The sequence below is a fragment of the Luteolibacter arcticus genome, assembly GCF_025950235.1.
Taxonomy (GTDB): Bacteria; Verrucomicrobiota; Verrucomicrobiia; order Verrucomicrobiales; family Akkermansiaceae; genus Haloferula; species Haloferula arctica.
This window is the reverse complement of record NZ_JAPDDT010000015.1, coordinates 67,363-92,729: the sequence shown is the minus strand read 5'-3', so window position 1 is coordinate 92,729 and position 25,367 is coordinate 67,363. Positions and strand designations below refer to the sequence as shown.

The 25,367-nt window shown below is 61.4% G+C and carries 25 protein-coding genes; 7 read left to right on the top strand and 18 right to left on the bottom strand.

Annotation, left to right across the window (positions count from 1 at the left end; all coding sequences use genetic code 11):
* Positions 1–158: 158 nt before the first annotated feature.
* Together menB and OKA05_RS23785 are read right to left on the bottom strand one after the other, a co-directional pair.
* On the bottom strand, positions 159–974 hold the full coding sequence (gene menB / locus OKA05_RS23790; RefSeq protein WP_264489705.1) for a 1,4-dihydroxy-2-naphthoyl-CoA synthase: 816 nt from the start codon (positions 972–974) through the stop codon (positions 159–161).
* An 18-nt stretch (positions 975–992) separates the two neighbouring features.
* Complete coding sequence (locus OKA05_RS23785; protein ID WP_264489704.1) at positions 993–1,829, bottom strand: alpha/beta fold hydrolase; 837 nt, start codon at positions 1,827–1,829, stop codon at positions 993–995.
* Between the two features lie 84 nt (positions 1,830–1,913).
* Here OKA05_RS23785 and OKA05_RS23780 point away from each other — a divergent pair, with 84 nt between their 5' ends.
* Complete coding sequence (locus OKA05_RS23780) at positions 1,914–2,300, top strand: hypothetical protein (RefSeq protein ID WP_264489703.1); 387 nt, start codon at positions 1,914–1,916, stop codon at positions 2,298–2,300.
* Between the two features lie 3 nt (positions 2,301–2,303).
* Here the strand turns inward: OKA05_RS23780 and OKA05_RS23775 are convergent, their stop codons facing one another.
* The 4 genes from OKA05_RS23775 to OKA05_RS23760 form a co-directional block, all read right to left on the bottom strand.
* Positions 2,304–2,597, bottom strand: a complete 294-nt coding sequence (locus OKA05_RS23775) for a hypothetical protein (RefSeq protein ID WP_264489702.1) — start codon at positions 2,595–2,597, stop codon at positions 2,304–2,306.
* Between the two features lie 815 nt (positions 2,598–3,412).
* The gene (locus OKA05_RS23770) at positions 3,413–3,856 is read right to left on the bottom strand and encodes a hypothetical protein (RefSeq protein ID WP_264489701.1); all 444 of its coding nucleotides are present in this window, start codon (positions 3,854–3,856) and stop codon (positions 3,413–3,415) included.
* A 204-nt stretch (positions 3,857–4,060) separates the two neighbouring features.
* Positions 4,061–4,435, bottom strand: a complete 375-nt coding sequence (locus tag OKA05_RS23765; RefSeq protein ID WP_264489700.1) for a nuclear transport factor 2 family protein — start codon at positions 4,433–4,435, stop codon at positions 4,061–4,063.
* Positions 4,436–4,492: 57 nt separating this feature from the next.
* Positions 4,493–4,897, bottom strand: a complete 405-nt coding sequence (locus OKA05_RS23760) for a YybH family protein (protein WP_264489699.1) — start codon at positions 4,895–4,897, stop codon at positions 4,493–4,495.
* Between the two features lie 91 nt (positions 4,898–4,988).
* Here OKA05_RS23760 and OKA05_RS23755 point away from each other — a divergent pair, with 91 nt between their 5' ends.
* Entirely contained in the window at positions 4,989–7,466 is a 2,478-nt protein-coding gene (locus tag OKA05_RS23755; protein ID WP_264489698.1) for a hypothetical protein, read from the top strand.
* A 345-nt stretch (positions 7,467–7,811) separates the two neighbouring features.
* On the opposite strand, the gene rplQ is transcribed toward OKA05_RS23755, so the two are convergent.
* Both rplQ and OKA05_RS23745 read right to left on the bottom strand, forming a co-directional pair.
* On the bottom strand, positions 7,812–8,318 hold the full coding sequence (gene rplQ, locus OKA05_RS23750) for a 50S ribosomal protein L17 (RefSeq protein ID WP_319800666.1): 507 nt from the start codon (positions 8,316–8,318) through the stop codon (positions 7,812–7,814).
* A gap of 21 nt (positions 8,319–8,339) precedes the next feature.
* Entirely contained in the window at positions 8,340–9,422 is a 1,083-nt protein-coding gene (locus OKA05_RS23745; RefSeq protein ID WP_264489697.1) for a DNA-directed RNA polymerase subunit alpha, read from the bottom strand.
* Between the two features lie 281 nt (positions 9,423–9,703).
* On the opposite strand from OKA05_RS23745, the gene OKA05_RS23740 reads away from it, so the two are divergent.
* Genes OKA05_RS23740 through OKA05_RS23730 form a run of 3 tightly spaced genes read left to right on the top strand, consistent with a single transcriptional unit; the run spans position 9,704 to position 12,131 of the window.
* Positions 9,704–9,964, top strand: coding sequence for a hypothetical protein (locus OKA05_RS23740; protein ID WP_264489696.1), 261 nt, complete (start codon positions 9,704–9,706; stop codon positions 9,962–9,964).
* 50 nt (positions 9,965–10,014) lie between these two features.
* A complete protein-coding gene (locus OKA05_RS23735) occupies positions 10,015–11,430 on the top strand; it encodes a cryptochrome/photolyase family protein (RefSeq protein ID WP_264489695.1) in 1,416 nt (471 codons plus the stop codon).
* Between the two features lie 56 nt (positions 11,431–11,486).
* Positions 11,487–12,131: a hypothetical protein gene (locus OKA05_RS23730; protein WP_264489694.1), complete on the top strand. Its 645-nt coding sequence runs from the start codon at positions 11,487–11,489 to the stop codon at positions 12,129–12,131.
* Positions 12,132–12,140: 9 nt separating this feature from the next.
* On the opposite strand, the gene OKA05_RS23725 is transcribed toward OKA05_RS23730, so the two are convergent.
* The 8 genes from OKA05_RS23725 to OKA05_RS23690 form a co-directional block, all read right to left on the bottom strand.
* Positions 12,141–13,139 carry a S1C family serine protease gene (locus OKA05_RS23725; RefSeq protein ID WP_264489693.1) on the bottom strand — a complete coding sequence of 333 codons (999 nt, stop codon included), beginning with the start codon at positions 13,137–13,139 and terminating at the stop codon, positions 12,141–12,143.
* A complete protein-coding gene (locus OKA05_RS23720; RefSeq protein ID WP_264489692.1) occupies positions 13,129–14,121 on the bottom strand; it encodes a S1C family serine protease in 993 nt (330 codons plus the stop codon). The genes OKA05_RS23725 and OKA05_RS23720 overlap by 11 nt, the downstream gene beginning before the upstream one ends.
* 20 nt (positions 14,122–14,141) lie before the next feature.
* Positions 14,142–14,774: a methyltransferase domain-containing protein gene (locus tag OKA05_RS23715; protein ID WP_264489691.1), complete on the bottom strand. Its 633-nt coding sequence runs from the start codon at positions 14,772–14,774 to the stop codon at positions 14,142–14,144.
* 4 nt (positions 14,775–14,778) lie between these two features.
* On the bottom strand, positions 14,779–15,786 hold the full coding sequence (locus OKA05_RS23710) for a hypothetical protein (RefSeq protein WP_264489690.1): 1,008 nt from the start codon (positions 15,784–15,786) through the stop codon (positions 14,779–14,781).
* Positions 15,783–16,412, bottom strand: a complete 630-nt coding sequence (locus OKA05_RS23705; RefSeq protein ID WP_264489689.1) for a TPM domain-containing protein — start codon at positions 16,410–16,412, stop codon at positions 15,783–15,785. Before OKA05_RS23705 ends, OKA05_RS23710 begins: the two co-directional genes overlap by 4 nt.
* A 116-nt stretch (positions 16,413–16,528) precedes the next feature.
* Positions 16,529–16,918 carry an RNA-binding S4 domain-containing protein gene (locus OKA05_RS23700; protein WP_264489688.1) on the bottom strand — a complete coding sequence of 130 codons (390 nt, stop codon included), beginning with the start codon at positions 16,916–16,918 and terminating at the stop codon, positions 16,529–16,531.
* Positions 16,919–16,996: 78 nt separating this feature from the next.
* Positions 16,997–17,476 (bottom strand): type II secretion system protein GspG, encoded by a 480-nt coding sequence (locus OKA05_RS23695; RefSeq protein ID WP_264489687.1) that lies wholly within the window; start codon positions 17,474–17,476, stop codon positions 16,997–16,999.
* Between the two features lie 34 nt (positions 17,477–17,510).
* A complete protein-coding gene (locus OKA05_RS23690; protein ID WP_264489686.1) occupies positions 17,511–17,918 on the bottom strand; it encodes a type II secretion system protein GspG in 408 nt (135 codons plus the stop codon).
* Between the two features lie 173 nt (positions 17,919–18,091).
* Between OKA05_RS23690 and OKA05_RS23685 the strand changes: the two genes are divergently transcribed.
* Complete coding sequence (locus OKA05_RS23685) at positions 18,092–20,626, top strand: peptidase U32 family protein (protein ID WP_264489685.1); 2,535 nt, start codon at positions 18,092–18,094, stop codon at positions 20,624–20,626.
* Between the two features lie 385 nt (positions 20,627–21,011).
* The gene (locus OKA05_RS23680) at positions 21,012–22,559 is read left to right on the top strand and encodes a type II secretion system protein GspG (RefSeq protein ID WP_264489684.1); all 1,548 of its coding nucleotides are present in this window, start codon (positions 21,012–21,014) and stop codon (positions 22,557–22,559) included.
* 100 nt (positions 22,560–22,659) lie between these two features.
* On the opposite strand, the gene OKA05_RS23675 is transcribed toward OKA05_RS23680, so the two are convergent.
* Both OKA05_RS23675 and OKA05_RS23670 read right to left on the bottom strand, forming a co-directional pair.
* Entirely contained in the window at positions 22,660–24,072 is a 1,413-nt protein-coding gene (locus OKA05_RS23675) for a retropepsin-like aspartic protease (RefSeq protein ID WP_264489683.1), read from the bottom strand.
* 8 nt (positions 24,073–24,080) lie between these two features.
* The gene (locus OKA05_RS23670) at positions 24,081–25,331 is read right to left on the bottom strand and encodes a hypothetical protein (RefSeq protein ID WP_264489682.1); all 1,251 of its coding nucleotides are present in this window, start codon (positions 25,329–25,331) and stop codon (positions 24,081–24,083) included.
* Positions 25,332–25,367: the final 36 nt, after the last annotated feature.

Genomic DNA, 25,367 nt, shown 5'->3' with positions numbered 1-25,367 from the left:
CTTCTAGCAGCTAGATTCCCTTGGGCAAGCCAGACCTCTCACCCCTGTATAAAACAAAGCGCCCGCCCCGGCGATCACCGGAGCGGGCGGCATTCGATCCGATTCAGTCCCGGAGATCAGAATTCGATACCGGCCTTGAGGCTCGCGCGGACGCCCCCTCAAGGCACCCGCGGGAACTTGGAAAAGTCGGGCTGCCGCTTCTCGATGAAGGCCTGTTTGCCCTCCTTGGCCTCCTCGCTCATGTAATAGAGCAGCGTGGCATTCCCCGCGAGATCAAGCAGGCCCATCTGGCCGTCGCAGTCGGCATTCAGCGCGGACTTCAGGCAGCGCAGCGCCAGCGGCGAGTGCTGGAGCATCTCGCGGCACCATTGCAGCGTCTCCTTCTCCAGGTCAGCCAGTGGTACCACGGTATTCACCAGCCCCATGTCGAGCGCCTGCTTCGCATCATATTGGCGGCACAGGTACCAGATCTCGCGCGCCTTCTTCTGGCCTACGATGCGGGCGAGGTAGCTGGACCCGAGCCCGCCATCGAAGGAACCGACCTTCGGGCCGGTCTGGCCGAAGCGGGCATTGTCCGCCGCGATCGTGAGATCGCAGACGATGTGAAGGACATGGCCGCCGCCGATCGCGTAGCCGGCCACCATCGCCACCACCGGTTTCGGCAAGCTGCGAATCTTCTTCTGAAGGTCGAGCACATTGAGGCGCGGCACGCCATCGCTGCCGATATAGCCGGCATGCCCGCGGACCTTCTGGTCGCCGCCGGAGCAAAAGGCATCCGGCCCCTCGCCGGTCAGGATGATGACGCCGACCTGCGGATCCTCATGCGCCATCTCGAAGGCCTTGAGCAGCTCCTTCACCGTCTGCGGCCGGAAGGCATTGCGCACCTCCGGGCGATTGATCGTGATCTTGGCGATCTGACCCTTGTCGGTGGTCTCAAAACGGATGTCCTTGAATTCGCAAACGGGGCTCCACATGGCGGCGGGAGTCTTGGCTCAGGAGAGGACCCGCTCAAGAAATTCCCCGACCCGCTGCCCGAAGGCCTCCGGCGCATCCCACGGCACCCGGTGCCCCGCACCCGGCGCCACCCACAATTCGCCCTCGTTCATAAGGGGAACCGCACGCTCACCGAGCGCCGTGAATTTCGCGTCCTGCTCGCCCGTGCACCACAGCACCGGGCAATCGATCTCCCCGAGCTCGTCCCAAAGCGGCTCCTGCGCCCCCAGCGACCAGTCGATAAAGCTCCGCGCCACCTCCCGGCGATAATGCACGGAAAGCAGCGATCGCGCGCTCGAAGCCGCCAGCACCGGCTGCGCATTCCACGCTTCCAGAAACTCCGCCCACTCCCCCGACAGCGCCTTGCTCCCCCACGCCGCATCGCTCCCCCGCCGCGCCTCACGTTCCTTCTCCGACTCCAGCCCCGGATGCGGCGCGACCAGCACCGCCGCATCCCACGGCCCGCCAGCCAGCAGTGCCTGCAACGCAAGCCGCCCCCCCATCGAGTAGCCGACCAGCACGTTTCTGGAGATCGCAGATGGCAGATCGTGGATAGTAGATGAAAGGCCTTCGCCAGCCGAAGGCTCCACCATGCTCCGAGCAGCCCCGCGCGCCAGCTCATCTGCCATCTGCCATCTGCCATCTACCATCTCCCTGCCGCTCCCCGCGGCCGCTTCCGCATTCAACGCCCGCCCGAACTCCGGCAGCGACATCGGACAGCAGGCGAGGAAACGCCACAGATCCACCCGCTTCACGCTCCACCCCGGCACGGCAAAGCCCTGCCAGTCCGCCGCTTGGCCGACCGCCCCGTGCAGGCACCACAACGTTCCCTTCACGCCCCGGGTTCTAGCGGATCCGGCACTCGGCGGAAGACTTTCAATCCGCTGGCCCCCGCGATTTCGGTCGCTAGGCTCGCCGCCATGAACCGCCGCCTGCTCCTTTCCTGCCTGCTTGCCACCGGTCTGCCCTCCTGCGGCTTGGTCAAGCTCCCCTTCCGCGTCGCCGGCGCGGTGGTCGAAGGCACCGCCGACGTCGGGAAGGCCGGCTACAAAGCCTCCAAGAAAGCCTTCGGCAAAACCGACGAAGAGAAAGCCAAGGAGAAGAAGGAAAAGGCAGAGAAGGCCAAGCAAGAGGCCGACGAAGAAAAGACCAAGCGCGCCGGCGAAATCAACCGCCACTCCGACGGCACCAAGCAACTCCAGCAGCCACAGACACCGCCCCCCTCCACCGGCGACACCCTGCCGCCCTTGCCTCCAGACAGCGCTCCATTGCCACAAGACGCGCCGCTGCCCTACCAAGGAAATTAGCGGCTAGTCCGTCGAGTAGTGTAGGTAGGCCTTCGTGAAGTCTCCGCTTACCCATAGCTGGCAGCGACTCGAGGTTTCATTCTGTTCCCACTGATAGTAATGCTTCACGCCAAACTTCGGGACGTTGGGAATGACGCTCGCCGGGAACGGTGGGCGGAACTCCGCAATCTCCATTCCCAGAGTTGGAGGCACCTTCTCTTCCTCGTAGGATCTGACCGTCAGAAGATTCCTCAGATCCTTCGGATCGATCTCGAAGAAGGCCGCGACCGAATAATCGGTCCAACTATCGATCCTCATTTTTTCATTTCGGAGCGAGCCAGGCAATCGGCGCACGCCCAATGCCACCTCAAGGTCTCGATCGGATGAGAATAAATGTAGCGACCCCGCCAGCAGCAATGCGGCGACGATTCCAGCAGCGATCCAGCGTCGCCTGACTTTCGGCCATGATACTGGCATACCGCTTCAACGCCGCTCACGCTGATTCCAGCCGGAACCATTTGCCTGATGCAGGAAGGACACCCGCCGAATGGCTTCTAACGGCTGCTTTCAAAATATCCATTCTCCCGGCCTTACTCGTAGTTCAGAAGAAAAAGGATCCCTCTCTCCCGGTCATAACCAAACCAGTATCCATCTGGACCGGATCTCCAAAGCAGCCCGTCGAACGACCGGAGCGAAGCCACCTCCCACCAATCCGGAACCGTCATTTTCTCCGGCCCTTGGAGAGATGAAGCCCCGAATCCGAAGGGACACAGCCCGAGGTCATCGCGGTCGTCGATTCGCACGCCCTCTCCTTCGCTTGCCAAAACAGCTTGGCGAAGACCGGCAAATTCCTCCGGAGAAAGCCGGATGCGATACAAGGACGTGTGATCTTGGAATCCATTGACCCACGCCTTATCGACGCAGCCCCCAGGCAAGCCAGTCCAATGGAAGTGCAACTCAAGTCCCTGCTTGAGCCACGACTCCCGCTCCTGCGGAGGATACTCCCTTCCAGCCGCGGTAAGGATCATCCCGTGATGGAACCACGCGAGGAAACCGATCACACTCGCCACCAGTGCCAGCACCATGCCGAGGCATCCCCATCGCATCGGTTGCGTTCCCTCTTCCATGTTTCCTCAGAGACCCGCCCTGCCTGGTAAGCATCCGCCACCACATCCGCGACTCGTCGAGGCGTAGAAACGATCCAGCTTCAGAAGCAGCACTTCGGCAGTCCTCATATCGTTGGTCGCCCCCATCACAAAGACCTGCTTCGTCCGGACGCTCGACACGGTTTGCAAAGGGTCTCCCTGCTTCCCGGCGTAGGCAAATGCCTTCGAGATCAGCTCCGCAGCGAAGGTCACATCAACGTGATGAAGCCTGATGAACTTGGTCGCGACGCTGATTCTCGGAAGGTCCACGACGGACTCCAGTTCACGCAGCCCTTCGTGGAGCCGCGAACTCCCGCCCGTCACCAGCACCTTGCTTCCCTCCACGCTGATCCTCGCGCCGGCCTCCTTGCCAACGACCGGAGCATACGCCCGCATCAGCTCCGAGGGTCGGACATGTTTGCATTCGAACACCGACCGGTTTTCGCCAACGGCTGGCTGGCCCAAGCCAACGAGAGCGAACAAAAAGAGGATCGGCCGATAGCGCATGGAGAGAGACACTTGGAGTCTCTCCATCAATTCCGCTGGGCGTGCTTCTTGTCGCTCATTTCAAGCCCGGCTCCACAGTCTTACTGGCATACCTGTGACGGACAAGATATCGGGCCTAGTGGAGCGCCATCACTTTGATTCCGGGCCAGCATCCGGGGACGTCTTGATCACAAAGGCCTTCAACTCGCAAATCTTGCCGTCACGGAAGCGCCAGACGTCGCAATAGGAGTGATCGGCCTCCTTCCCCTCCGCATCCTTGAGGGTGATCTCACCCAGCGCCGCGACGAAATCACCATCCGCGATCAACTGGGTCACCTTGAACTTCGGCGGCTCGACATACGCCGTTGCCATCCACTCCCGAACAGTCTCTTTCCCTTTAAGCGTCCTTTCGCCCAAGAAGTTCCATTCGGTATCCTCGGTGCAGAACGACAGGAAGCCTTCATGATCCCCCTGGGTGATCGCCAAATTCGCCTTCGTTAAGGTCGCCTTGTTGTTTTCCGACATCCCGGACCCTACGGCAGATCCGCGGCGGCTCAAGCCGGACACGGTTCCCTCACGACCTCACTTCTCCACCGGCGACAAGGTGTGGGCACCGCGGACCAAGATCCAGCGACCGTCGGGCTGTTCGCGGTAGATCGTGATTCGATGCCCGGCGAGCAGCGTTGCCGCCCCTCCCGAGCGTTGAGTCACGGACAAAGCGTCCCGGCTCCGCGTGTAAGCGACTTCGCCGACCACCACGACCTCTTCCAGCTCGCTGGTGCAATCGATCCGAAGCTGCTGGTGGGCGTTCCCGAAATTGGCGGAAAAACCCTCCCGCCCGAACGGCTCCTGGCCCGGATAGAGAAACACCGCATCGTCCGCCATCAAGCTGAGCAAGCAGCCAAGATCGCCGGCATTCACCGCATCGATCCAAGTCGAATGCACCTCGCGGATGCTCTGTTCCTCAGGTCCCGTGGGCGACTCCATTGCCAAAAGCATATTCACACGACTTTTGCAGCGCGAGGACCGAGGAAGCGGCGGAATTCAAGATTCAGAGTTACTGCATTAGCCCGTGCCATTGCAATCTGACCTCATTCAACCAACTCTATCGCAGGAGAGAAAGTACTTGCCGCCTCGTGGAATTTCTCGTGGGATAAAAACGATTATGGCCTCCCCTCATTCTCTTTCTCGTCGAAATTTCTCATGGCTCCTTCTCGCCGGTGGAACCTCCTTATCAGAGACATGGTGGAAAGCCAAAGCCCAAGACTTGCCTGTCGTGCCCGCAGATTTCACCCGCCACAAACTCGCCTACTTTGCAGGACAGAAGGTTCAAGAAGGCCTTAACAAGGCGGAAATAGGTGCCTTTATCAAAGCTGCAAGCGGAAGTAAGGACCTAGGGGTTTTACTCCAGAAAACTGACTTTGAATTGCTTCTTAAGGATCTTAAAGACTCAAGCCTCAGCCCCCGGAGCGACCGTCTCATTCATTGCGTTGGCAAGGCTCTCGCACTTCCCGGAAATGGCAGCCTAGTTTTTCAAGCCTGCGCCCCTAGATTATTGCCAAGATTGGCCTCCGCAGTCGTAAAGCTTAATCAAGCCAATGATCAAGATGTTGCAAAAGCAATTGAAGCGAGTGTGGAATCGTTAGACATTTCCTCCATGAGCGCCCTCGTGAATTGCCCGAGCGCCGAAATACTGCCTAAGAAACTAACCGAAGTATTACAGACCACCAGCAAAGCACATGATATCATACGCGGAGGATTTACTGCTGAGTCGTTGGCCAACTTAGGATTAGACATCATCAACCTAAAGTTTCCCAATGCCCCTCAAAAGGTTAAGGGCGCCCTGAAGGCGATGAGCGCGATCGGCACCCTAGCTGCAAAAATAGGCGGATCCGCCAGCCTCGGACCGGTAGGGGTAATAGGATGTATCGCTGGATCCCTATTCGGAGGGGGAGGCGGCGGAGGCGCCAATGAGAAGCAACTTGAAGAAATTACTCTACAACTAGAAGAAGTTATTACCCGATTATCAAGAATCGAAGCCACCGGCCTCCGAATTGAAGCTCAGATCAAAAGTTTGGTAGAGAAATTCGAGACTCAGGCTAAATTACAACGCCAACAGTTTGATTTGCTTCTTCAAAAAATAGATAATCTAATTCAGACCGGCTTAGTTGATTGGTTTGGGCAATTCCAAGTGGCCGCTGCGTGGGAAGACAATGCGATTACCCTGCAAGGAAATCTGAATTACATTGAAAATTTCACGGTAACTCGAAGCACACGATATTTCAACAGCGCACCGGCTGCTGCGGCAGGAGTCGGCACATTCTGCTACGTCGATTTCGAAGTGCGGAATCTCGGTGCTATATCCCAAAAATTCGGCCTTCCTCCAGTCGCGGTCGACTCCGAGGAAATTCCTAATCCAGTGATATGGGCCGCAGGGAGCCGAGCGTTCGTCGAGTTGACAGCACGAGCTCTCTCCGAGGGTATAGATATAAAAAGCCCCAAAGCTGCAATCGAGAGGATGATCAAACAAGGTTACGCCCTCAGACTATTCATCCAACGAAACATAACAAGTGAGCGCGTTTTGGAAGCGCTCAAAACCATTAATGAGAGGCATCTCGAAGCAATTAAGACTGCAGTAACCGTTTCGCCCGCGCGGCCTAAAAGAAAGGAGCCTGAAATGGCAGCTTACGAAGAATGGTATGGGAAGTGGAAAGCTTACCGCCCACTTCTCCACCCAGGGGAAATCCCGATACGATCCGCGCTAGCTGGCGCCGCCACTCTCATAGATGCTCCGGTTTATTTCGTGAAAGGTCAGGATCGGCCAATTAAGCAAGTTACCTTTAAGGATAGTTTTAACTTTGGATTTTCAGCCTCTAATTTGGCGGGCATAGCTCCGGCCATTAGCCTTCTCGATCAATTACGAGTTAGATCCAATGTTGAACGACATGAGGGAGGCTATGTCCGTGACGGCTTCACCTCCAAGGTTTCATTGAAGTACACCATAAATGACGCGGAACTCAACGGGGCGCAGATCTCGTTTGTGTGGCACCTTTGCGAGAAAGGTGACAATAGAACTCGTCGATTTCTCAATATTTTTCAATGCGAAGACCCCGAGGCCACTCACCGTGACCTCCTTAAGCTCTTCTGCGACGTCAATCGAAAGAGAATCGCGGAATATCTGAAAATAGTCTTGAATATCGCACTGATTTCGAAAGGTGAGTTCGCATCCGACATCTGCGGATTCAACGTGTTGGCCGAACTTGCGTTCTGGCGCTCGGAATTGTGCCCCTCAGGCTATCGTCCCTTGGTTCCTGGTGTCGCAGGACTCCCCACCACAACGAACGATTGGGCCCTCGCGATCACAAATGACCGGACGTTCTCGGAACTGCCCACTAGTAAGAAGAGATATATGGGAATGTTGGAGGCCGCGGTGGCCAATGTGTTCACCTCATACGCCAAAGGAATTGATGAGATCTTTGAAGCCACACAAGATAACGCTTCGATTGCCATGGTCGATGAATCAATTCTCCTGCTTGAAGATCAACTGCCACTCTAGCGGTCGTCTGGGGCACCCTTGCAACATCGTAGCGGGAGAACTCCCGTCCTTCTGGGTGGAAGCATTCACGCCCAGAAACCCACATGCCGATCCTAGGGATAACCCGCCCCCGCCGGAGGCACTAGAGCGCCTCCGCCACGTTCATGCGGAGCGATAATGAAAAAGGACATTCTTGGCCCGGTATCTCGCCTCCACCTCGACTCAGTTCAATTGATGATTAGAGAATTTGGGCTTAGTGATTTTCCGCTCCTGCTCTCCTTGATGATTGGTGGATTTGCCAAAAAAGAGCCCCTGCCGGATTTCTCCAGCAGGGGCTTTCAGAATCAATCTGTCGAACCTGACCGATTACTCGGCGTCGGCTTCGGCCTTTGCCTTTTTGGTGGCCTTCTTCTTGGCCGGCTTGGCTTCGGCTTCCTCGGCGGCGGGCGCTTCAGCGACGACCGGGGTCGGTTCGGCGGCCGCTTCTTCAGGAGCGTCCACGGTTTCGACTTCGGCAGGCTGGTCGACCCACTCGATGACGGCCATCGGAGCGGAGTCGGTCATGCGTGGCCCGAGCTTGGTGATCCGGCAGTAGCCGCCCGGACGGTCCTTCGACAGAGGGGCGACCTCGTCGAAGAGCTTCTTGGCGATGTCCTTCTGGCGGAGGAAGGCGACGGCCTGACGGCGGGCGTGCAGGTCGCCACGCTTGCCGAGACCGATCATCTTTTCGGCTACGGGGCGCAGGGCCTTGGCCTTGGCGAGCGTGGTGCGGATGCTGCCGTGCTCAATCAGGCTGCAGGCGAGGTTTGCAAGCAGCGAGCGCCGGTGGGCGGCGGTGCGCTTGAGCTTGGTGGTATTGCGGCGATGTCTCATCGGGTGCGGTCCCTTTCTTAATTAGTCGTCTAGATTCTGGGCGATCAGGTCGGCAAGACCCACCGGGGCTTCTTCTTCGACACCCAGGCGCGGGCCGCGAACGGCCGGCACCGGGCCGGAGAGGAGGGAGGGATCGAGGGACATTCCGAGGCCGAGGCCGAGTTCGGAAAGCTTGTCCTTGATCTCGTTAAGCGACTTCTTGCCGAAGTTGCGGTACTTGAGCATCTCCGCTTCCGACTTCATGGCCAGCTGGCCGACGGACGTGATGTTCGCGTTGTTGAGGCAGTTGGCGGCACGGACCGAAAGCTCGATCTCGTTGACGCTCATGTTGAGAAGCTTCTTGAGCGCGGCGTTCTCCTCGTTGGACTCGGTCGGCGCTTCCTCGAAGTCCACGGCGTTCTCGTCGTAGTTGACGAAGACGTCGAGGTGGTGGCGGAGGATCGCGGAGGCCTGCAGGAGGGCGTCCTGCGGGGTGATGCGGCCGTCGGTCCAGATATCCAGCACCAGCTTGTCGTAGTCGGTCATCTGGCCGACGCGGGTGGTATCGACCGCGTACTTCACGCGGGTGACCGGGGAGAAGATCGAGTCGATGGCGATGACGCCGATCGGCTGGTCCTTGCGCTTGTTCTCGTCGCCAGTGAAGAAGCCGCGTCCGACGCGGACCTCGAACTCGCAATCGAACTTCACCTTCTTGTCGAGGGTGCAGATGACCTGGTCTTTATTAACCACGTCGTAAATGTTGTCGCCTTGGATGTCACCGGCGGTGACCACGCCTTCCTTCTCGATCTTGATCGTCAGGATGCGGGGCTCCTTGTCGTGGTGGGCGAATTTGACCTTCTTCAGGTTCAGGACGATGTCGGTGACATCTTCCACCACGCCCGGGAGGCTGGAGAATTCATGCTGCACGCCGGCGATGCGGACGGAAGTGATGGCGGCACCTTCCAGGGAGCCGAGCAGCACGCGGCGGAGCGAGTTGCCAAGGGTGTGCCCGTAGCCACGCTCGAAAGGCTCGGCGGTGAACTGGGCGTAGGTCTCGGTCGCGGTGTCCTCGTGCTTGACGAGGCGGTTAGGAAGCTCGAATCGAGCAAGTTTCGTGGCGGACATGTCGTGTTTGGTGGCCGGGTTACCCTCCCGCGAGCGGGTCACGGACGCGGATGCGGCGTGGCTGGAGGACCTACGGCGGCTGTCGGGGCTCGCGCGGGCGGGGACTTAAGGAGATGCCCCCCGGCTTGGCAACGAATTTTTTTAATACGGGAAATCCGGCAAAACCCTAGCAAATCGGGCGTTCCCAGCGGTCTCTAACATTTCTCAAACAAAAATGGAGTGGCCACAGCCCCGAATCGGTGGCATAGTTTCACATGAATGCTCTCGACACAGCCCCCTCCATGAAATCGAAGCGCAACCTGACTCGATTCACTTACGAGAATACCGCATTCCAAGGCTGGCGGCTCTGCCTGAGCCGCGGAGGTGTTACCTTCACGAAGTACTTTTCCGACAAACACTACGGTGGTGGTCGGAAAGCACTTGAAGCAGCCGAGGATACCCTGGAGAACCTCAAGTCTCTCCTGGAAGGTTCGAAAAAGGTGAACGGTCGCCTGAGCAACATCACCGTCAAGAAGGCGGAGAAGTTGCTGGGAACGCCGTGATCGTGTCAGCGCGCTTGCGTGGGTAGAGGCTCCGGCTTTGGTTAGCCGGCATGGCCTCCCCCTACCGTCTTGCGCTCCACTGGCACCGTCGCGACTTGCGAATTCTCGATAATACGGCTCTGCACCACGCAGCGGCCGGCGCAGAAGCTGTGGTCCCGGTTTACCTCCTGAGTAATTGGAGGAAAGAGCACCTGTGGACCGGGGAAAAACGGCAGGCGTTCCTCTGCCGCTGTCTAAAGTCGCTGGGGGCGAATCTGGAAACCATCGGCGGCCGTCTGGTCATTCGCTGCGGGAGGGCAGCAACGGAGCTGGAAAAATTGGCAAAAGAGACCGGCGCGGACGCGATTTTTTACAATCGCGACCCTGATCCCTTCGGCGGAGCTGCCGAAAAGGAGGTCGAGGCGATGGCATTGCGGCTCGGAATCGCCTGCTACGGCCACGACGACGTCGCCCTGCACACCCCGGAGGAAATCCTGACCCAAGACGGGAAGCCGTATCGGGTCTACACCCCCTACAGCAAGAACTGGCTGTCGCAGGAGAAGCCGCAGCCACTGCCCAAGCCGCGCTCGCTGAACACCCCGCCGGGGATTTCCTCGCTGCCCCTGCCCGACAATGCCCACTGGGGATGGGCGGAGTCGGAGGCCGACCTGATAGAGGCCGGCGAACGGGCAGCCCACCAGCGTCTGAAGACCGCCTTGGCCAGCCGGCTGGGTAATTACGGGGAAACCCGCGACTTCCCCGCCGTGCCCGGGACCTCCCGGCTGTCGCAGGATCTCCGTTTCGGCCTGCTCTCGCCGCGGACGATTTATGCGAAATCCGCCGCCGCCCTTGGGGAAACCCTCTCCACCCCGGCGCGGTCGGGAATCGAGAAGTACATCAAGGAGCTGGCGTGGCGGGAGTTCTACCTGGCGATCCTCTGGCACTTCCCGAACGTGCTGGAGGAAGAGTTCAACCCCGACTGGCGCGGACTCGGGTGGGCGGAGCCGGACGGGAAGTTCGAGGCCTGGAAACAGGGACTCACCGGTTTTCCCATCGTCGATGCCGGGATGCGCGAGCTGCTTGCCACCGGCTTCATGCACAATCGCGTGCGGATGATCTCCGCCATGTTCCTCACAAAGGACCTCCACATCGACTGGCGGCTGGGCGAACACCACTTCATGCAGCACCTCCTGGACGGCGAGATCGCCTCGAACAACGGCGGCTGGCAATGGAGCGCCGGCACCGGGGCCGATGCCGCACCGTATTTCCGCATCCAGAACCCGTGGACCCAGGCGAAACGCTACGATCCGGACGGCACCTACATGAAGCGCTGGCTCCCGGAACTGGCCAAGGTGCCGGTGGACGCGCTCTTCGCTCCGCCGAAAGACGGCCACCCCCTCGCCCCGGGCTACCCCCTCCCCTGCGTCGATCACGCCACCGAGCGCGACCGCACGCTAGCGATTTTCAAGAAGCACCGGCAGCGCTGAAGTTAAATCGACTTCAAAATAGGATGGAATCCGGAACAGGCTGTTAAAACCAAGACGTGAACGATTTCATCCGCGACCGCGCATGCTTCCCGGTGGAAGGAACAAATGGCTCTTTCATGCACTGGTTCGGCGGCGAACTGGAAACCCCGGTCATACCGCCGGGAGGCAATGAACCCTGCCACCTGCTCTATACCATCGACACCGCAGACCCGCTCTTCCCGGTCCGCATCGAGGGCACTCGCTTCCTGCCGCTCATTTACTGCCAGCAATACAATGCGGCGGCGATGTCCTACCGGGTGGAAAATGGAAACATCGCCGTGGACTGGATTGAATCGTTGGAGTGGGACCCGGATTTCCCCTACGACGCGTATCCATGCACTTTTCCTCGTCGGCAGGTGACCTTGATGCTCGCTGATGAAGAGGCATTACGCCTCTTGGAACTGGCCAATGAAGACCACCAGACCAAGGATTACGAGTCCCGCTTTGGCGGATGGCATTGGCTATGCCAAGACGTGCCGGCGGTCGAATGCAAAAACCCACGCTGCAGTGGCGGATCGTTGGACGTGTTCGGCGTGATCTACCAATCTCCGGTGAAGGGCGTGCGAATCTGGGATCCGGACTTGGAGTGGAGCGATGTTGAGATCATCTACCAGATCTGCAGTTCCTGCGCCTCCATCCAAGTCTGCAACCGCTGCACCTGAGTCCACCGATCACTTCGCCTGCGACATCAGCCGGTCAGCGATGCTCTTCAGGTCGCTCGCCGGGATGGCAAAAGTCTCGCAGCGGTTCGCGCGGGCGATGTTCATGCCGAGGCAGCGGCCATCGAGGTCGAGCACAGGACCGCCGATCCGGTGACGGTCTGCAATGATGTCGTGCTGAATGACCCGGGGGAAACCACTGCGGCGTTCGGAGAAGCGGCCGCTCATCACGTCGTTGCGAGTGAGTTCCTCGCCGAAGACATCGCTACGGCCTTTGAGCTCGATCTTGAACTCCATCTTCTTGCCCTTTCGCTCGACGGTCAGGGACATCTGGTCGCCGACGTGATGCTTGTTGACCAGTTCGCCAAGGCCTTCCGCATTCTTGATCTTCTCACCGTCGGCAAGCAGCAGCACGTCGTCTTTCTCGACACCGGCGGTCGCGGCACCGCTCTTTTCGGCGATCTCGGTGACCACCAGCTTCTTGTTCTTCTCCTCGAAGCTAACGCCAAGCACCGGGCCGCCCGCATGGGGGATCTCACGGGCGGTAGCCGCGATAATGCCGATCTGGATCCGCCGCTGGGTGCGGGTGGTCGCGCCATTCGCGACGACCCACGTGCCCCGGGCGGGGTCGGGCTGATCCAGCGCCAGGTTGGCCGGCTTCAGACCTTCCGCGGGAACCTTCAGCAAGGCCACATCCCACGCGGGATCGGTCGAAAGCAGCTCGGGATCCGGATAAACCTTGTCGCCGATGGCGACCGAGAGGCCGCTGGCATCTCCCAGCTCACTAGCCTTGGTGAGGATGAAACCGTCGGCAGACATCACCGTGCCGTAGGCGATTTCCTTGCGCCCGCGCTGGATGACAGCGCTGCAGTCCTGCAGCACGATGCGCACCGGCTCGAAAGCGGCTTGAACGGCCGACCCGTTGGTGCGGTAGGTCGTTTCGAGTGTCTGAGCCGCGGATGCCAATCCGGTGGCCAGCAGCAAGACGGCGGAGATAGCTTTAGCGTTCACCAAGTCGCAGGGTGAGAGTTTCGGGCTTGCCGTCACGGAGCAGTTCGAGGGCCACCCGGTCATCGGGAGCCTTTTCCTTCAGCAAATCCTGGAACTGCTCCTTCGATTTGAGGTCCACACCGTCCATCTTGAGCAGGATGTCACCCGCCTTGAGCCCGGCCTTTTCGGCAGGCGATTCGCGGCCGACCTTATCGACGCTCAGGCCGCCTTCGGGACGAACTGCCGTGCCGATGCCGAGGAATCCCTTCCCCTTCTCCGGCTTCTTCGCAAAGGGACCTTCGCCGACGAACTCGCTCTTTTGCAGGGCGTCCCAGTTCTTCAGGAACTCGCGGATCGGCACGTGCATGTTCTCCTGCGTGCGCTGGCCGACGCGTGAGTGGATCCCGATCAGCTTGCCATTCAGGTCGAAGAGCGGGCCGCCCGAATCGCCGCCGATGAGCGAGCAATCGGACTGCACCGTGTCATCCCTCACCTGCACCAGCCGGCCGAGGCGGACATTCACGCCGCGCTCCTTGTCGAAGCCGCCCGAGTGGCCAAGCGAATAGACCCAGTCGCCCAGCTTGGCAGAGTCCTCGCGGTCGATCTCGACGTGTGGCCAAGTGCCGGGCTCGGTGATCCGCGCCATGGCGCAGTCGCTGGTCGAGACCAGCCCGAGCGACTCGGCCTTCGCCTTCTTGCCGTCTTCAAAAATCACCGTGAATTCCTTCCCCACCCCCCCCGAGACGTGCGCCGCAGTGAGGATCAGGCCATCCGCCGTCACCACCACGCCGCTGCCGGAGCCTTCGCCGAGGTCGATGCACACCGTAGCCTTGCGGGTCGCCGGCAAGGCCTCCGTCAAATGCTTCTGAATCACCTCCAGATCGTGGCGACCCTCGGGAGCCTTCTTGTCATTGATATAGGGCCGGGCCGCCTCGGCCTGCGTGGAAAACAGCAGCAAACCGGTGAACACGCCGAGCAGAAGGCCAGAAGAGTAATCCGTCATTCGGGGAAGCACCTCACACTCTATGCAATCGGAGCCGCCTCCGCAACTCCGGGGTTCGGGCAGCGCTCTAACACCGCCAACCACTCCCGTCCCTCCCGGCCGGGATAGGCTTTCGTCGGCATCCGTTCGTCCTTCAGCACGAACCACGGCGCAAACAGAGTCAGTATTTCCTCCCGCGACGCCGCAAAAGGCGGGCCCTGCTCCGCCTCACCCGGATCCCACGGCGTCAGGAAAAACACCCCGGTGAGATGCCCGCCCACCGGCAGGATTTCCGCCATCGCCTTCGCATACGCCGGGCGCAGCGAGGGATCGATTGCGCAAAAACACGTGTGCTCCCACACCGCGTCGAACTCGCGGCCAATCCGCCAGTCCGCCTCGAAAAGGTCGCCACAGACGTAGTCCTCGCCCCCAGCCGGGGTCTCCTGCCGGGCCCGCTCGACCGCTGCCGCCGAAAGATCGAGGCCGCTCGCCCCGATTCCATGCCGCGCCAACTCCCGCACGTCGTGCCCGCTGCCGCAGCCCGGTACCAGCACCCGGCGGGCGCGGTGCAACTCGGTCGCGCCTGACTCCAGATACTCGCTGAGCGGCGGCGCCGCGTAGCCTTTTTCCCACGGCGTGTCGCCCTGCCGCCAGCGCTCGTCCCAGTCGGTCATCGGCTCAGAGTCCGAGGTAGTCCGGGACGTCATTCCGCTGTGAGGACGGGGACTGCGTGGTGCTTCCAAAAGAAATCACCGCACCAATCCCGGCCGCATGCGCACCACCCAAGCGGGGCGCGACGTCAAACACCGGAAAACGGTAGCGTGCGCGCCGGCGGGCAAATGCCAGCCCGCCGACAACCGTGAAAATCGCGCCGCCCATGATGCCCGCCGCGGGACCGTAGCGGACGCCCCATTCCCTCGCTCGCACCAGCATCTCCGGCTCCGCTTGCGCCACCGGCTCCTGGACTCTCGCACGGCGCGGCAGCGGCGTCGCCACCACGTCGGTCACCAGCCCGGCCGCCCGCTCCATCCAGTAGATACGGATCGAAAGCTGCACGCAAAACGCCTCGAACTGCGCCAGCGCGTCCGGCTTCTCCAAAGCCTCCTCCACCGAGGAAATCAGCGCGCGCCGTTGTTCCACCGCCGACACCGTCTCGCTGAGCTGCGGGCTCACGTAGATGTCCGACTTCTGCGGCGCGCCGAGGAAGTAGTAGACCACCACCGCCGGCTTTCCTTCGGAGAAGAACCGCTCGACGATTTCCTCCTCACGCACCTCCGAGGGGATCGATTGGTGCCCGTCGAAAAGGTAAACGAACAGGTCCACCTCCGAATCCCCGGCGTGGTATTTCAAGAAGCTCTCGCGGTCGCGGGCATCCTTCGTGCCCAGCAGCCCCTGCGGATCCACCAGAAACGACGTCGGACGCTCACCGAAGTAGGCCTCCAAGTACTGCTCCGGCACCTCGGTCGCGGCCTTTTCCTTTTCCGCCAGCTCCTCCGCCGTCGGCTGGGGCACCTCCGGTTCGGCGGGCGCGCCTTCCGGCGAATCCTCGCCCAGCAGCAGCAACAGGCCTGGCACCAGTTCGCCTTTCTCCAGCGCCGTCTTGTCGGCGGCGCTCCATTCCGGCAGCGGCGGCTTCACCGCGCCCGCGGCCAGTCCGGCGGAAAGTAGCCACACCAGTCCCTTCACGGAATCACCTCCGTCGGTTTCACCGGCACTTGGCGATGTCCCTCGCGGATTCGCCGGGCGATTTCCCCGGTCCGCGGCGGCGGTGCCACCTTGCGCTCAAAGCGCTCCGGATCGCGGCGCGCCTGGGCGGCGCGCTTGCACAGGACTTTGCCGAGTTGCTCGACCAGCCGCACCGTTCCTTCCGCGAAGCGACCTTCCAGAAAATAGGCATGCGCCCGGCTGAGGCATACGAAGGTGTCCTCCTCGGTCAAAAATGGATCGAGCTGGTAGCCCCAGGTCAGCGCGGCGGACTTCGCTTCGGGATCGATGACCAGCAGGATGCCCGCCTCATTCGGCCGGTCCACCGGCACGTCCTCGAAGGCCGCGCGATTCAGCAGCCAGAATCCAAACTGGCGCAGATTTCCCCCGCCCTGCGCCGAGCCGGTATAGACGGCGAAAAACAACTGCGGGAAGCGCCGGCAAAAACCATCGAGCGCCGACTGCACCTTGCCCCGTTCGCGGCTGCGCATCAGGCCGGCAACGTCCGCCAGCCGGCGCAGCGAAACGTTGTCCCCGCCGTGCCGCGCATCCATCTCCGCGATGCCGAACCCGCAGTGCGGGCACAGACCCGCTCCTCGGTGGATCACTTGCACGCAGCGGGGGCACTTCATTGCTCCGGACACCCTAGAAATCCGCAGGTATTTCGTCAAAACGAAATATCAATCAATACGCATTGAATCGTAGCGGCCACCGCCGAGGCTGCTTACTCGAAGAATCCGCGGTGCTTCTCGATCTCGCGGCGGTCTTTCTTGGTCGGCCGCCCTTGATCGCCTTCGAGGCGATGCAGCCGGCTCTCGCTCCAGATCTTGCGCTGCTCGATCACCTCCGGCGGCGTGATTTCCTCGCAGGCCAGCCGCGCTTCCGGCGCGCCGACGCGTTTCTCGATCAGCCCAAGCACCCGCACCGTCCGCGTCCCCGGCCCTTCCGGCCACGGCAGCTCAAGCAACTCGCCCCCTTTCAGCTCCGACGCTGGCTTGAGGATTTTCTCACCGCACTTCACCCGGTTCGCCTCGCACGCCTTCGCCGCTTGGTTGCGGGTCTTGAACAACCGCACCGCCCACAGCCACTTGTCCACACGCACCGCCTCGCTCATGCAGTGAGAAATTGTCCGGGAGTCATGACGAGAGGCTAGCGGGGAGAGGACGGGGATCAAGGGGCGTTCAACAATCGCTCAATACGAGGGAGTAGAATCCCCGTTCCCTTGAGCCTGCACAGCCTTTGAGATAAGGTTGTCACCCGACTCATACTCGCTCGCCAAGTCATCGGGACTACCGAAATCCCGATCCGGCCCAGCACTGCGAAGCTCCCAGCGCCACTCCCGTTCCTTGGGTGCCAAAAGGGTGAAGCGATAAGGTGTATTCCAGGGATCCACTGGCAGCCTCTTTACGATCTGCGTCCAGCGCCTCGGCTTCGGACCCGTCATGGGTTCGTTGAGGAGAGCCTCCAGCCCTTGGGCCGGGGTCGGCGGACGTCCCGCGTTGATCTCGTAGGTTTTGAGCGCATTGCCCATCCACACGAAGTCCTGCTCCACACGCATCGACTTCGACGCGCCACCACCGGTATCAAAAAATACCAGCCACACCACCAAACCGAAGAACAACGAACCCGCCGCGCAGAAGGTCGCCAATCCGTAGAACGTGGACTTTCTCATTCGTTGATCCTCCTAACAGAAAACACTCGGTTCCTCACTTGCCTGTCAAGGTTCCCACTTGAAACTCCGACGCGCAATCATCCCCGGTCTGCAACTTCCCATCGATGCCAAGGCTTCGAATCTCGTAGCGCCACCCGCGATTTCCCTCCGCTACAATCCGGTAACCATAGGGCCACCCCCACGGGTCCGTCGGGGCCTTGTTCATGACCTGCACCCAACGCCGCGGCTTCGGCCCTGCCACCGGCTCCTTCACCAATGCCATCAACCCTTGCTCCGTCGAAGGAGGCCGTCCCGCGTTGATGATGTAGATCCCGATCGCGTTTGAAAGCACCACGTCATCACGTTCCACACGCGCGAGCTTCGCTCCCTCAGGTCGCCCCAAGGTGAAGAACCACACGAGCGCCATGGCAGCGATGAGGACAAATGCGCCGACGACTCTCATACCGGGACTTCATCGGTAGAAAGCCCTCAGCCCGCCAAATTGCCTCTTCTTCCCCCTGCCTCCCAAATTTCGCGAGCTTTCGCGTCGTTTCGTTGTTCCCCTCTGCCCCCGTTAGGCTCCCCCACCCCGCGCCGCCCTTCCCAAGCGCGGGAATCCGTGGCATCGGTCCCCGCATGCACGCCGATTTGACGCCCGAACTCCTCAGTCCCGCCGGCAATTGGGACTGCGCCCGTGCCGCCGTGGCCGCCGGGGCGGATGCGATCTACTTCGGCCTGCCCAAGTTCAACGCCCGCCTCCGCGCCGACAATTTCACCGAGGCCGACCTGCCCGAGCTGATGGACTTCCTTCACAAGCACGGCGTGAAGGGCTTCATCGCGATGAACACCCTCATCTTCACCGGCGAGCTTGAGGCCGCCGAGCGCCAACTCCGCCTCATCGCCGATGCCGGGGTCGATGCCCTGATCATCCAGGACCTCGGCCTCGCGAAGATGGCCCGTGAAATCACGCCGCAGGTCGAGCTGCACGCCTCGACCCAGATGACCATCACCTCGCCGGAGGGCCTGCGCTTCATCGAGTCCCTCTTCCCCCTCGAACGCGCCGTCCTCGCCCGCGAACTCTCCGTAAAGGAAATCGAACGCTTCCAAGCTTCTTCACCGATCACTGATCACCGATCACCCGGCACACCTCTGGAAGTCTTCGTCCACGGCGCGCTCTGCGTCGCCTACTCGGGCCAATGCCTCACCAGCGAATCGCTCGGCCAGCGCTCCGCCAATCGCGGCGAATGCGCCCAAGCCTGCCGCATGCCCTACGAGATCGAAGTCGATGGCGTCCTGCGCGAACTCGGCGAAGTCCGCTACCTGCTCAGCCCGCAGGATCTCGCCGCCGTCGACCTCATCCCTGACCTCGTCAGAGCCGGCGTAAAGTCCTTCAAGATCGAAGGCCGCCTCAAGACCCCCGAATACGTCGCCGCCGTCACCCGCGTCTATCGCAAGGCACTCGACGCCTGCCTCTCCCCCGAAAGCACCGGCCATCAGCCCGGCTCTTCTTCTCTCAACTCTCAACCATCAACCATCAACCATCAGGACCGCTACGAGCTGGAAATGACCTTCTCCCGCGGCCTCACCACCGGCTGGCTTGGCGGATCCAATCATCCCTACCTCACCCATGGTCGCTTCGGGAAGAAGCGCGGCCCGTTGCTCGGCACCATCTCAGCCTGCGGCGGAACCTGGATCGAACTCACCGACCGCACCGGGATCCCGCTCAAGCCCGGCGATGGCGTGGTCTTCGATGCCGGTGAAAACCGCGACCTCGAGCAAGGAGCCAAGATCTGGAAAATCGAAGGCGAGCGCATCGTCTTCCACCGCACCTTCAGCGGTATCAATTTCACCCGGCTCCGGCCCGGCCAGACGCTCTACAAGACCTCGGACGAGAAGCTCGAGTCCGACATCCGCCGCTTCTGGCAGACGGCCAAGCTGCGCGAGCGGAAGTCGTCGCTTCATCTCACCATCACCGGCAAGCCCGGCGAGCTGCTCCATGTCACGGCGGACTGCGACGGTCGCACTTCATCCGCCGTCTCCACCATTCCGCTCCAGATCGCGTCCAAGCATCCTCTGAGCGCCGAGACCCTCACCGCTCAATTCGGCCGCCTCGGCGATACCTCTTACGAACTCGCCTCGCTCGATTTCCTGCTCGAAGGCGACTGCCACCTCGCGCTCTCCGAACTCAACCGCCTCCGCCGCGAGCTCGTGGAGACACTGCAACAAGCTTCCGAGGAAACCGCAACTCCCCGAAGAAGTGCCACCGGCATCACAGTGGCCGACCTGTTGCCTTCTCCCAATCCGCAATCCGAGATCCGCAATCCGCAATTGTCGGTCCTTTGCCGCAGCCTCCCGCAAGTGGAAGCCGCCCTCGATTCCGGCATCACCACCATCTATTGCGACTTCGAGGACCCGCGCCGCTACAAGGAAGCCGTCGCGCTGAAAACATCTGCCACCTCCCATCCGCCATCCACCATCTCCCTAGCCACCCCGCGTATCCTCAAGCCCGGAGAAACCGGCTACCTCAAGCTCATCGAACGCGCCGAGCCCGACGGAGTCCTCCTCCGCAACCTCGCCGCGCTCGACTACTATAAGCATCGTAGTGACCTGAAGAAGACCGGCGACTTCTCGCTCAATGTCGCAAACCCCATCACCGCGATGCTGCTGAAGGAAGCCGCGAACCTCGACACGCTGACGATCTCATACGACCTCAACATCGGGCAGGTGATGGACCTGCTCGAAGGCGCGCCACCGGAATGGTTCGAGCTCACGCTGCACCAGCACATGCCGATGTTCCATATGGAGCACTGCGTCTTCTGCACCTTCCTCAGCAAGGGCACCACCTACAAGGACTGCGGCCGGCCCTGCGAAAGCCACGTCGTCCACCTGCGTGACCGCGTGGGCCAGAAGCACCGCCTGATGGCCGATGTCGGCTGCCGCAACACGCTCTTCAACGGCCGCGCCCAGACCGGCGCGCGCTTCTACGATGACCTTCGTACCACGGGCCTGGCGAGATTCCGCATCGAGCTGCTCGATGAGGACGACCTCGGTGCCCTGCGCACCATAGCCGCCTACCAAGACCTCCTCTCCGGCCGCACCGACGCCGCCACCCTGCTCGACAATGTGAAGGCCTTCGAAAAACTCGGCGTCACCGAGGGCACGCTGGTCTGAGCCGGATCGCGGCAGCGGCATCCGACAGAAGCCAAAAACGGACCGGCATGCTTCAGCCCCAACGGGTCGATATTCTTCATCCCCAACGGGCCGGTATTCTTCGTCCCCAACGGCCCAAGACTCTTCAGCCCCAACGGGGCGAGATCCCTCAGCCCAGGGCAAGCGCAGCGACGCCCTGGGTAAAGGCAGAGAGCATCCCAGGCACCCTGTAAGGGAGCGATAAGTTCGCGGTCCGAATCAATAACGCGTGCCGGCTTCATGAATCCCGTTGCCATGCCCCCTCACCGGTATCGCACGGCTCCCATCCAAACGCCGGATGCCCTTCCCCCCACTCCATCGCCTGCAAGAACTGTGAGGTTTCCTCCAACCCCCACGTAATAGCGACATGCGCTTCCCCTCCCCCATGATCGTCGCGGTGATGATCGGCAGCTTCGCCCCCCGGGTCGAAGCGACCAATGTCGGCGTTGGCACCATCGAGCAACCCGTCAATCTCGGCGCCTTCGCGGATCCCGCCTCCATTCCGCTCGGCCCGGTGGCCATGGAGAGCAACTACGGCTACGACACCCACTCCATCATTAGCGCTCCCCGGCCCTCCTTGTTTGGTGCCATGGAGTGGAAGGAAGGCACCGCGCTCGACCAAAACCTAGCCCACGTCTTCGGCATCGTCGTCGATCCCCAGGACTCGACCCAAGTCCCCGCCAAGCCCGTGAACCTGCGCGTGAAGGCATGGCCCGCCCCAGCCTACAGCCCCTACACCCGCGAGCAGGTGATGGCCGCCACGTTGCAGTGCTTGCTCCGCTCGACGAACGCCACGCCGAAGTTCCCGCTACAGATCGAAGTCATCTGCGACAACCCCGCCGACAAGTCATGGGCAGACAAATTTGCCGGCAGATATGTCGTGCTGGCGGATCCCGAGGAGCCGCCGATCGCGCCCACACCCGTCCCCGGCTGTCGCGTGGAGACCGACCGCTCCGGGATCGCCCGCGTCGTCTTCCCCGGCGTCACGAAAACCGCGGCCACTCCCGCACGTCCGCCGGTGCTGATTCCATTCCGTCCCCGCAGCGAGGATGAGAGCGAGCGGCCGACATGGTACCTGCTCCCGGTCTGGACCGGCGACACCTACGACAAGCCCCTCAATATCCTCGGACAACCCTACACTCTCTACTACGATCGATTCAATCCCTCCGACTCCGCCAACCCGCAGCTCAATGCCTTGTTCGAGGGGGGCTCGTGGCTTCACTGGTCGATCCATGAATCACCCACTGGCACCGCGGCTTTCCTTGGCTTCGGCCTCATCGATCCGGGGAATCTGGCAGCCTTTCTCCACGCGGTCGTTTTCTCAGTGCAGCCCTCCGCCGCCAAGCCGCTGACCATCACCCTGTCCTCAAACGGCAGGACACCCCCGCAGTATTTCCAGGATTGCCTAGACGCTGGCGGGTGGGTCTCCAGCCAGCACGGCGACTCGCCCGCGCTGACCGGCACGTTTGTCCTCTCACCCGAGACGAATACCCTGGTCCAGGGCAGCATTCCCGGCGTCACCGTCGTGCGCGACCGGAACAAACTCATCCGGCTCACAGCCCCCACCGAGGAGGAACTGAAAGACACCGAGGAATTGCGCTCCAAGCGGGAGCAAGTGAGGGACGACAGCGACGTCCTCGGTGCTGCCCTCGACGCCTACCGGATCACCAGCGGTGCCTATCCCACGGAGCAGCAGGGCTTCGCCGCCCTCGTGGAAAGACCGCGTGGAGCCCCGCTCCCCAGGCGCTGGGTGAAGCTCATCGAAAGCGTTCCCGTCGATCCATGGGGACGCCCTTACCGCCTGGTCATCCGGGAGAAGGCCGGCAACCCCCAGGCCATCATCGCCAGCCAAGGCCCCGATCCCGCGATCACCAGCGACGACATCGAGGTCCCGATAAAGGCGGAGCACGAGTGAGAGCTCCAGCAGCAGCCGGAGCTCTCTAACAACGTCCAGGACCCGGCCTATTCGGTTTCTTCAACGGCTCATCGCGCCTGGCGACGACTCGCGAACAGGTTCACTTCTTCGGATCCACCGGGGCCACTGGCATGGCGCGCTGTATAAGGAAGATCCGGTTCTCGCGATAGGTGATCACGGCTTCCAGCTCGCGCATGAAATCGGCACCGAACAACCCGACGTGACCCATTGCCTCGGCTCCGCCTCCGCGGTTGAGATCGGTGGAGAGGATCTTGCGGTTGGTCAGCACGGCGTCGCCCATGGTGAGCTTCGGGATCATCGTGACGGCGGCGGGTGCCTTGCCACCAATGCCATAGACCCACACATCCAACGGGCCGACTTCACAACCGTACTTCTTGGCCGCCTCGATGTGCAGGCAAGTGCCGTCGGCACCGGTGTCGATCATGTAGGTGACCTTGTTGTCGTTGAGCGTGCCATCCACGAAGATGTGATTGCCCCGGCGCTCGTACTCGAAGGACTGGTATTTGCGAAGCTCCAGCAGCTCCTGGATCTTGAGACTCTGGCAGTGCTGGAGGAAGAAGGCCCCGGCCTCGCTCCAGTTCGAGACATACTCGGCATCGGCCGGCTGCAACTTTGAAACGGGCACCTGCAAGGTCTTGCCACCGACCAAGCTCAGGGTGACCACCGTCGGGGTCTTGGAGGTCACCTTGCCCCGGTAGGTCTGGTTGTCCTTGGTCTTGAAAATCCGGAAGGCCACCGCCTCGTCGCCTTCCTCGGCTTCATCCACGCCTTCGACCGCTGCTTCGTCGGACTTGTCCGGGCGCAGGAAAATGCGGCGCTCAGGATAGGAGATCACCGCATCGAGCTGGCTCAGGATGTCTGCGCCGAGGATGGCGTCCTCCGGTGCCTTCGAGCCCTCGGGCAAGCCATTGGTCAGGTCCGTGGCGAGAATCTTGCGCCCTTTGAAAACAGACTCGCCGAAGGCCACGGTCGGCACGTCGGTCCAGCCAGCCGGAGCCTCGCCGGCCACGCCACGGATCACTTCATCCAGCGGCCCGACCTCGCAATTGGCGGTCTTGGCAAAGGGAATGTGGAGCAGGCTGGTGCCGGCACCGGTGTCGATGAGGAACTTGCCGGGCGTCCCGTTGAGCTTGCCGTCGATGAAGATCGAGTTGTTCTCGAAGCGGAAGACGAAGGACTCGTAGCCGCGCAGCTCGAGGACCTGGCGAATGGTCAGATTTCGGCACTTCTGCAGGAAGACCGCCTTCTCCTTGCTCCAGGAGGAGATGTAGTCGCGATCGAGCGGGCCGAGCTTGTCGAGCGCCACCGTGGTGCGCTTGCCGTTCTTCAGGAGCAGGACCACCTCGGTGTCGGTCTTGTCCACGATCACAGCCGAGATCGGCTTGCCGCCAGGACCGACAAAGTCGCGGTACTCGACGGCACCGGCGGCGTCCTGGGCGGAAACGACCGGCGAAAGGGCAAGCAACAGGGCAGCGAAAAGAGTGCGTTTCATGGGGCAGCTTACTTGAAGGGTCCTTCCTTGATGAATTTGGTCCAGTCAGCGTTGAAGGCCTCGACGCTGTCGAAGCCGAAGAGCGTCGCGATCTCAACCGGAGCCGGCACCTGGTTCGAGGATTCGATCCGGCGGACCATCGCGGCGAAGCTGTTCAGACGCGCCGGGGTGCTCTCCATGTAGTAGGCGAAGGCGTAGATCATCACGATCTTCTCGGGCTTCAGCTCCTCGGCGGTCCACTTGAGCATCGGCTCGAGTTCCGGCTTGATGTCGCCCTTGCGGACCATCGACTTCAACTCGCGGGCCCACGAAGTGCCGTCCTCGAAGCCCTTCTTCGATTCAAATCCCTCACCGTCCGTGCCGGTGGCGGCCAGCAGCTGGGTCTCGCTCTTTCCTCCAAGCGAGATCTCCTTGTAGAAACCGTGGCCGGTCAGGATGGCGAAGTAACCCTCGGCACCGTAGGAGCTCACGTTGCCCATTTGCTTGCCCAACAGATCCTTCGAGAGCGAGTGGATCAGGAAAGGCGTCATCGGCTTCTTGTATTGGCTCGCGTCCGTGACGTTGAAGACCGGCGCCTCGTCGAAGAGGTTGAAGCGCTTCATGATGGTCTCATCGAGATTGATCGAGGTTGCACCAGCTTTCTCCCACATGGCACCGACCCGGACGGCAGCGTCGCCAGCATCCTTGCCGCGGAGGAATTCCTTGTACCAATTGCCAAGCGCGGTGTAGGCCTCACGCTTTTCGGCCAGGATGATCAGCATCTTCTTGTCCTCCCAGTCGCGGCGGAAATTCATGTGCTGGAAGGCCATCCCATGCCAGACCCGCTCGGCGGTCTCGGCCGCGGCATTCGCGCGCACGTCACCGGCACTGGCGATCAGGAAATGCTCGCTCTCGGTGAGTTCGAAAGTCGCTTCCGACTCCGACCCGAATTCCAGGGTCTGGTCCTTGAGCTTCTTGATGGTGGAGGTGTCGATCCGGACCTGCTTCTCGGGTTCGCCTACCTCGCCGGTGACCAGGATCTTGGGATCCGCCCCGCCGGTTTCGACGAGGAACTGGCGGTCGGCCAGACTCAGGTCGTCCAGCTTGAGGACGAGTTGCTTGCCGTCCTTGGGGAGGAGGGTGGCATTGACGCCGTCCTGCTTGAGCAGTTCGGCTTCAACGGTACTGCCCTTGCGGGAGGTCCAGATTCGCGTCTCCCCCGCGTTCAGCACGGGGAGGCACAGGGAGGCGAGGAGCCAGAGTGCGGGTGTCCTTTTCACGGATAGACTTGCTAAGCGACGCGCGGCGCGGCTCCA

Coding starts and splice junctions, on each gene's coding strand:
- OKA05_RS23690 (WP_264489686.1), bottom strand. CDS start 17,918: ATGAGAGTCGTCGGCGCATTTGTCCTCATCGCTGCCATGGCGCTCGTG.
- OKA05_RS23675 (WP_264489683.1), bottom strand. CDS start 24,072: ATGAAACGCACTCTTTTCGCTGCCCTGTTGCTTGCCCTTTCGCCGGTC.
- OKA05_RS23715 (WP_264489691.1), bottom strand. CDS start 14,774: ATGACCGACTGGGACGAGCGCTGGCGGCAGGGCGACACGCCGTGGGAA.
- OKA05_RS23720 (WP_264489692.1), bottom strand. CDS start 14,121: ATGACGGATTACTCTTCTGGCCTTCTGCTCGGCGTGTTCACCGGTTTG.
- OKA05_RS23765 (WP_264489700.1), bottom strand. CDS start 4,435: ATGTCGGAAAACAACAAGGCGACCTTAACGAAGGCGAATTTGGCGATC.
- OKA05_RS23685 (WP_264489685.1), top strand. CDS start 18,092: ATGCACGCCGATTTGACGCCCGAACTCCTCAGTCCCGCCGGCAATTGG.
- OKA05_RS23745 (WP_264489697.1), bottom strand. CDS start 9,422: ATGTCCGCCACGAAACTTGCTCGATTCGAGCTTCCTAACCGCCTCGTC.
- OKA05_RS23695 (WP_264489687.1), bottom strand. CDS start 17,476: ATGAGAAAGTCCACGTTCTACGGATTGGCGACCTTCTGCGCGGCGGGT.
- OKA05_RS23680 (WP_264489684.1), top strand. CDS start 21,012: ATGCGCTTCCCCTCCCCCATGATCGTCGCGGTGATGATCGGCAGCTTC.
- menB (WP_264489705.1), bottom strand. CDS start 974: ATGTGGAGCCCCGTTTGCGAATTCAAGGACATCCGTTTTGAGACCACC.
- OKA05_RS23775 (WP_264489702.1), bottom strand. CDS start 2,597: ATGAGGATCGATAGTTGGACCGATTATTCGGTCGCGGCCTTCTTCGAG.
- OKA05_RS23700 (WP_264489688.1), bottom strand. CDS start 16,918: ATGAGCGAGGCGGTGCGTGTGGACAAGTGGCTGTGGGCGGTGCGGTTG.
- OKA05_RS23740 (WP_264489696.1), top strand. CDS start 9,704: ATGAAATCGAAGCGCAACCTGACTCGATTCACTTACGAGAATACCGCA.
- rplQ (WP_319800666.1), bottom strand. CDS start 8,318: ATGAGACATCGCCGCAATACCACCAAGCTCAAGCGCACCGCCGCCCAC.
- OKA05_RS23760 (WP_264489699.1), bottom strand. CDS start 4,897: ATGGAGTCGCCCACGGGACCTGAGGAACAGAGCATCCGCGAGGTGCAT.
- OKA05_RS23780 (WP_264489703.1), top strand. CDS start 1,914: ATGAACCGCCGCCTGCTCCTTTCCTGCCTGCTTGCCACCGGTCTGCCC.
- OKA05_RS23735 (WP_264489695.1), top strand. CDS start 10,015: ATGGCCTCCCCCTACCGTCTTGCGCTCCACTGGCACCGTCGCGACTTG.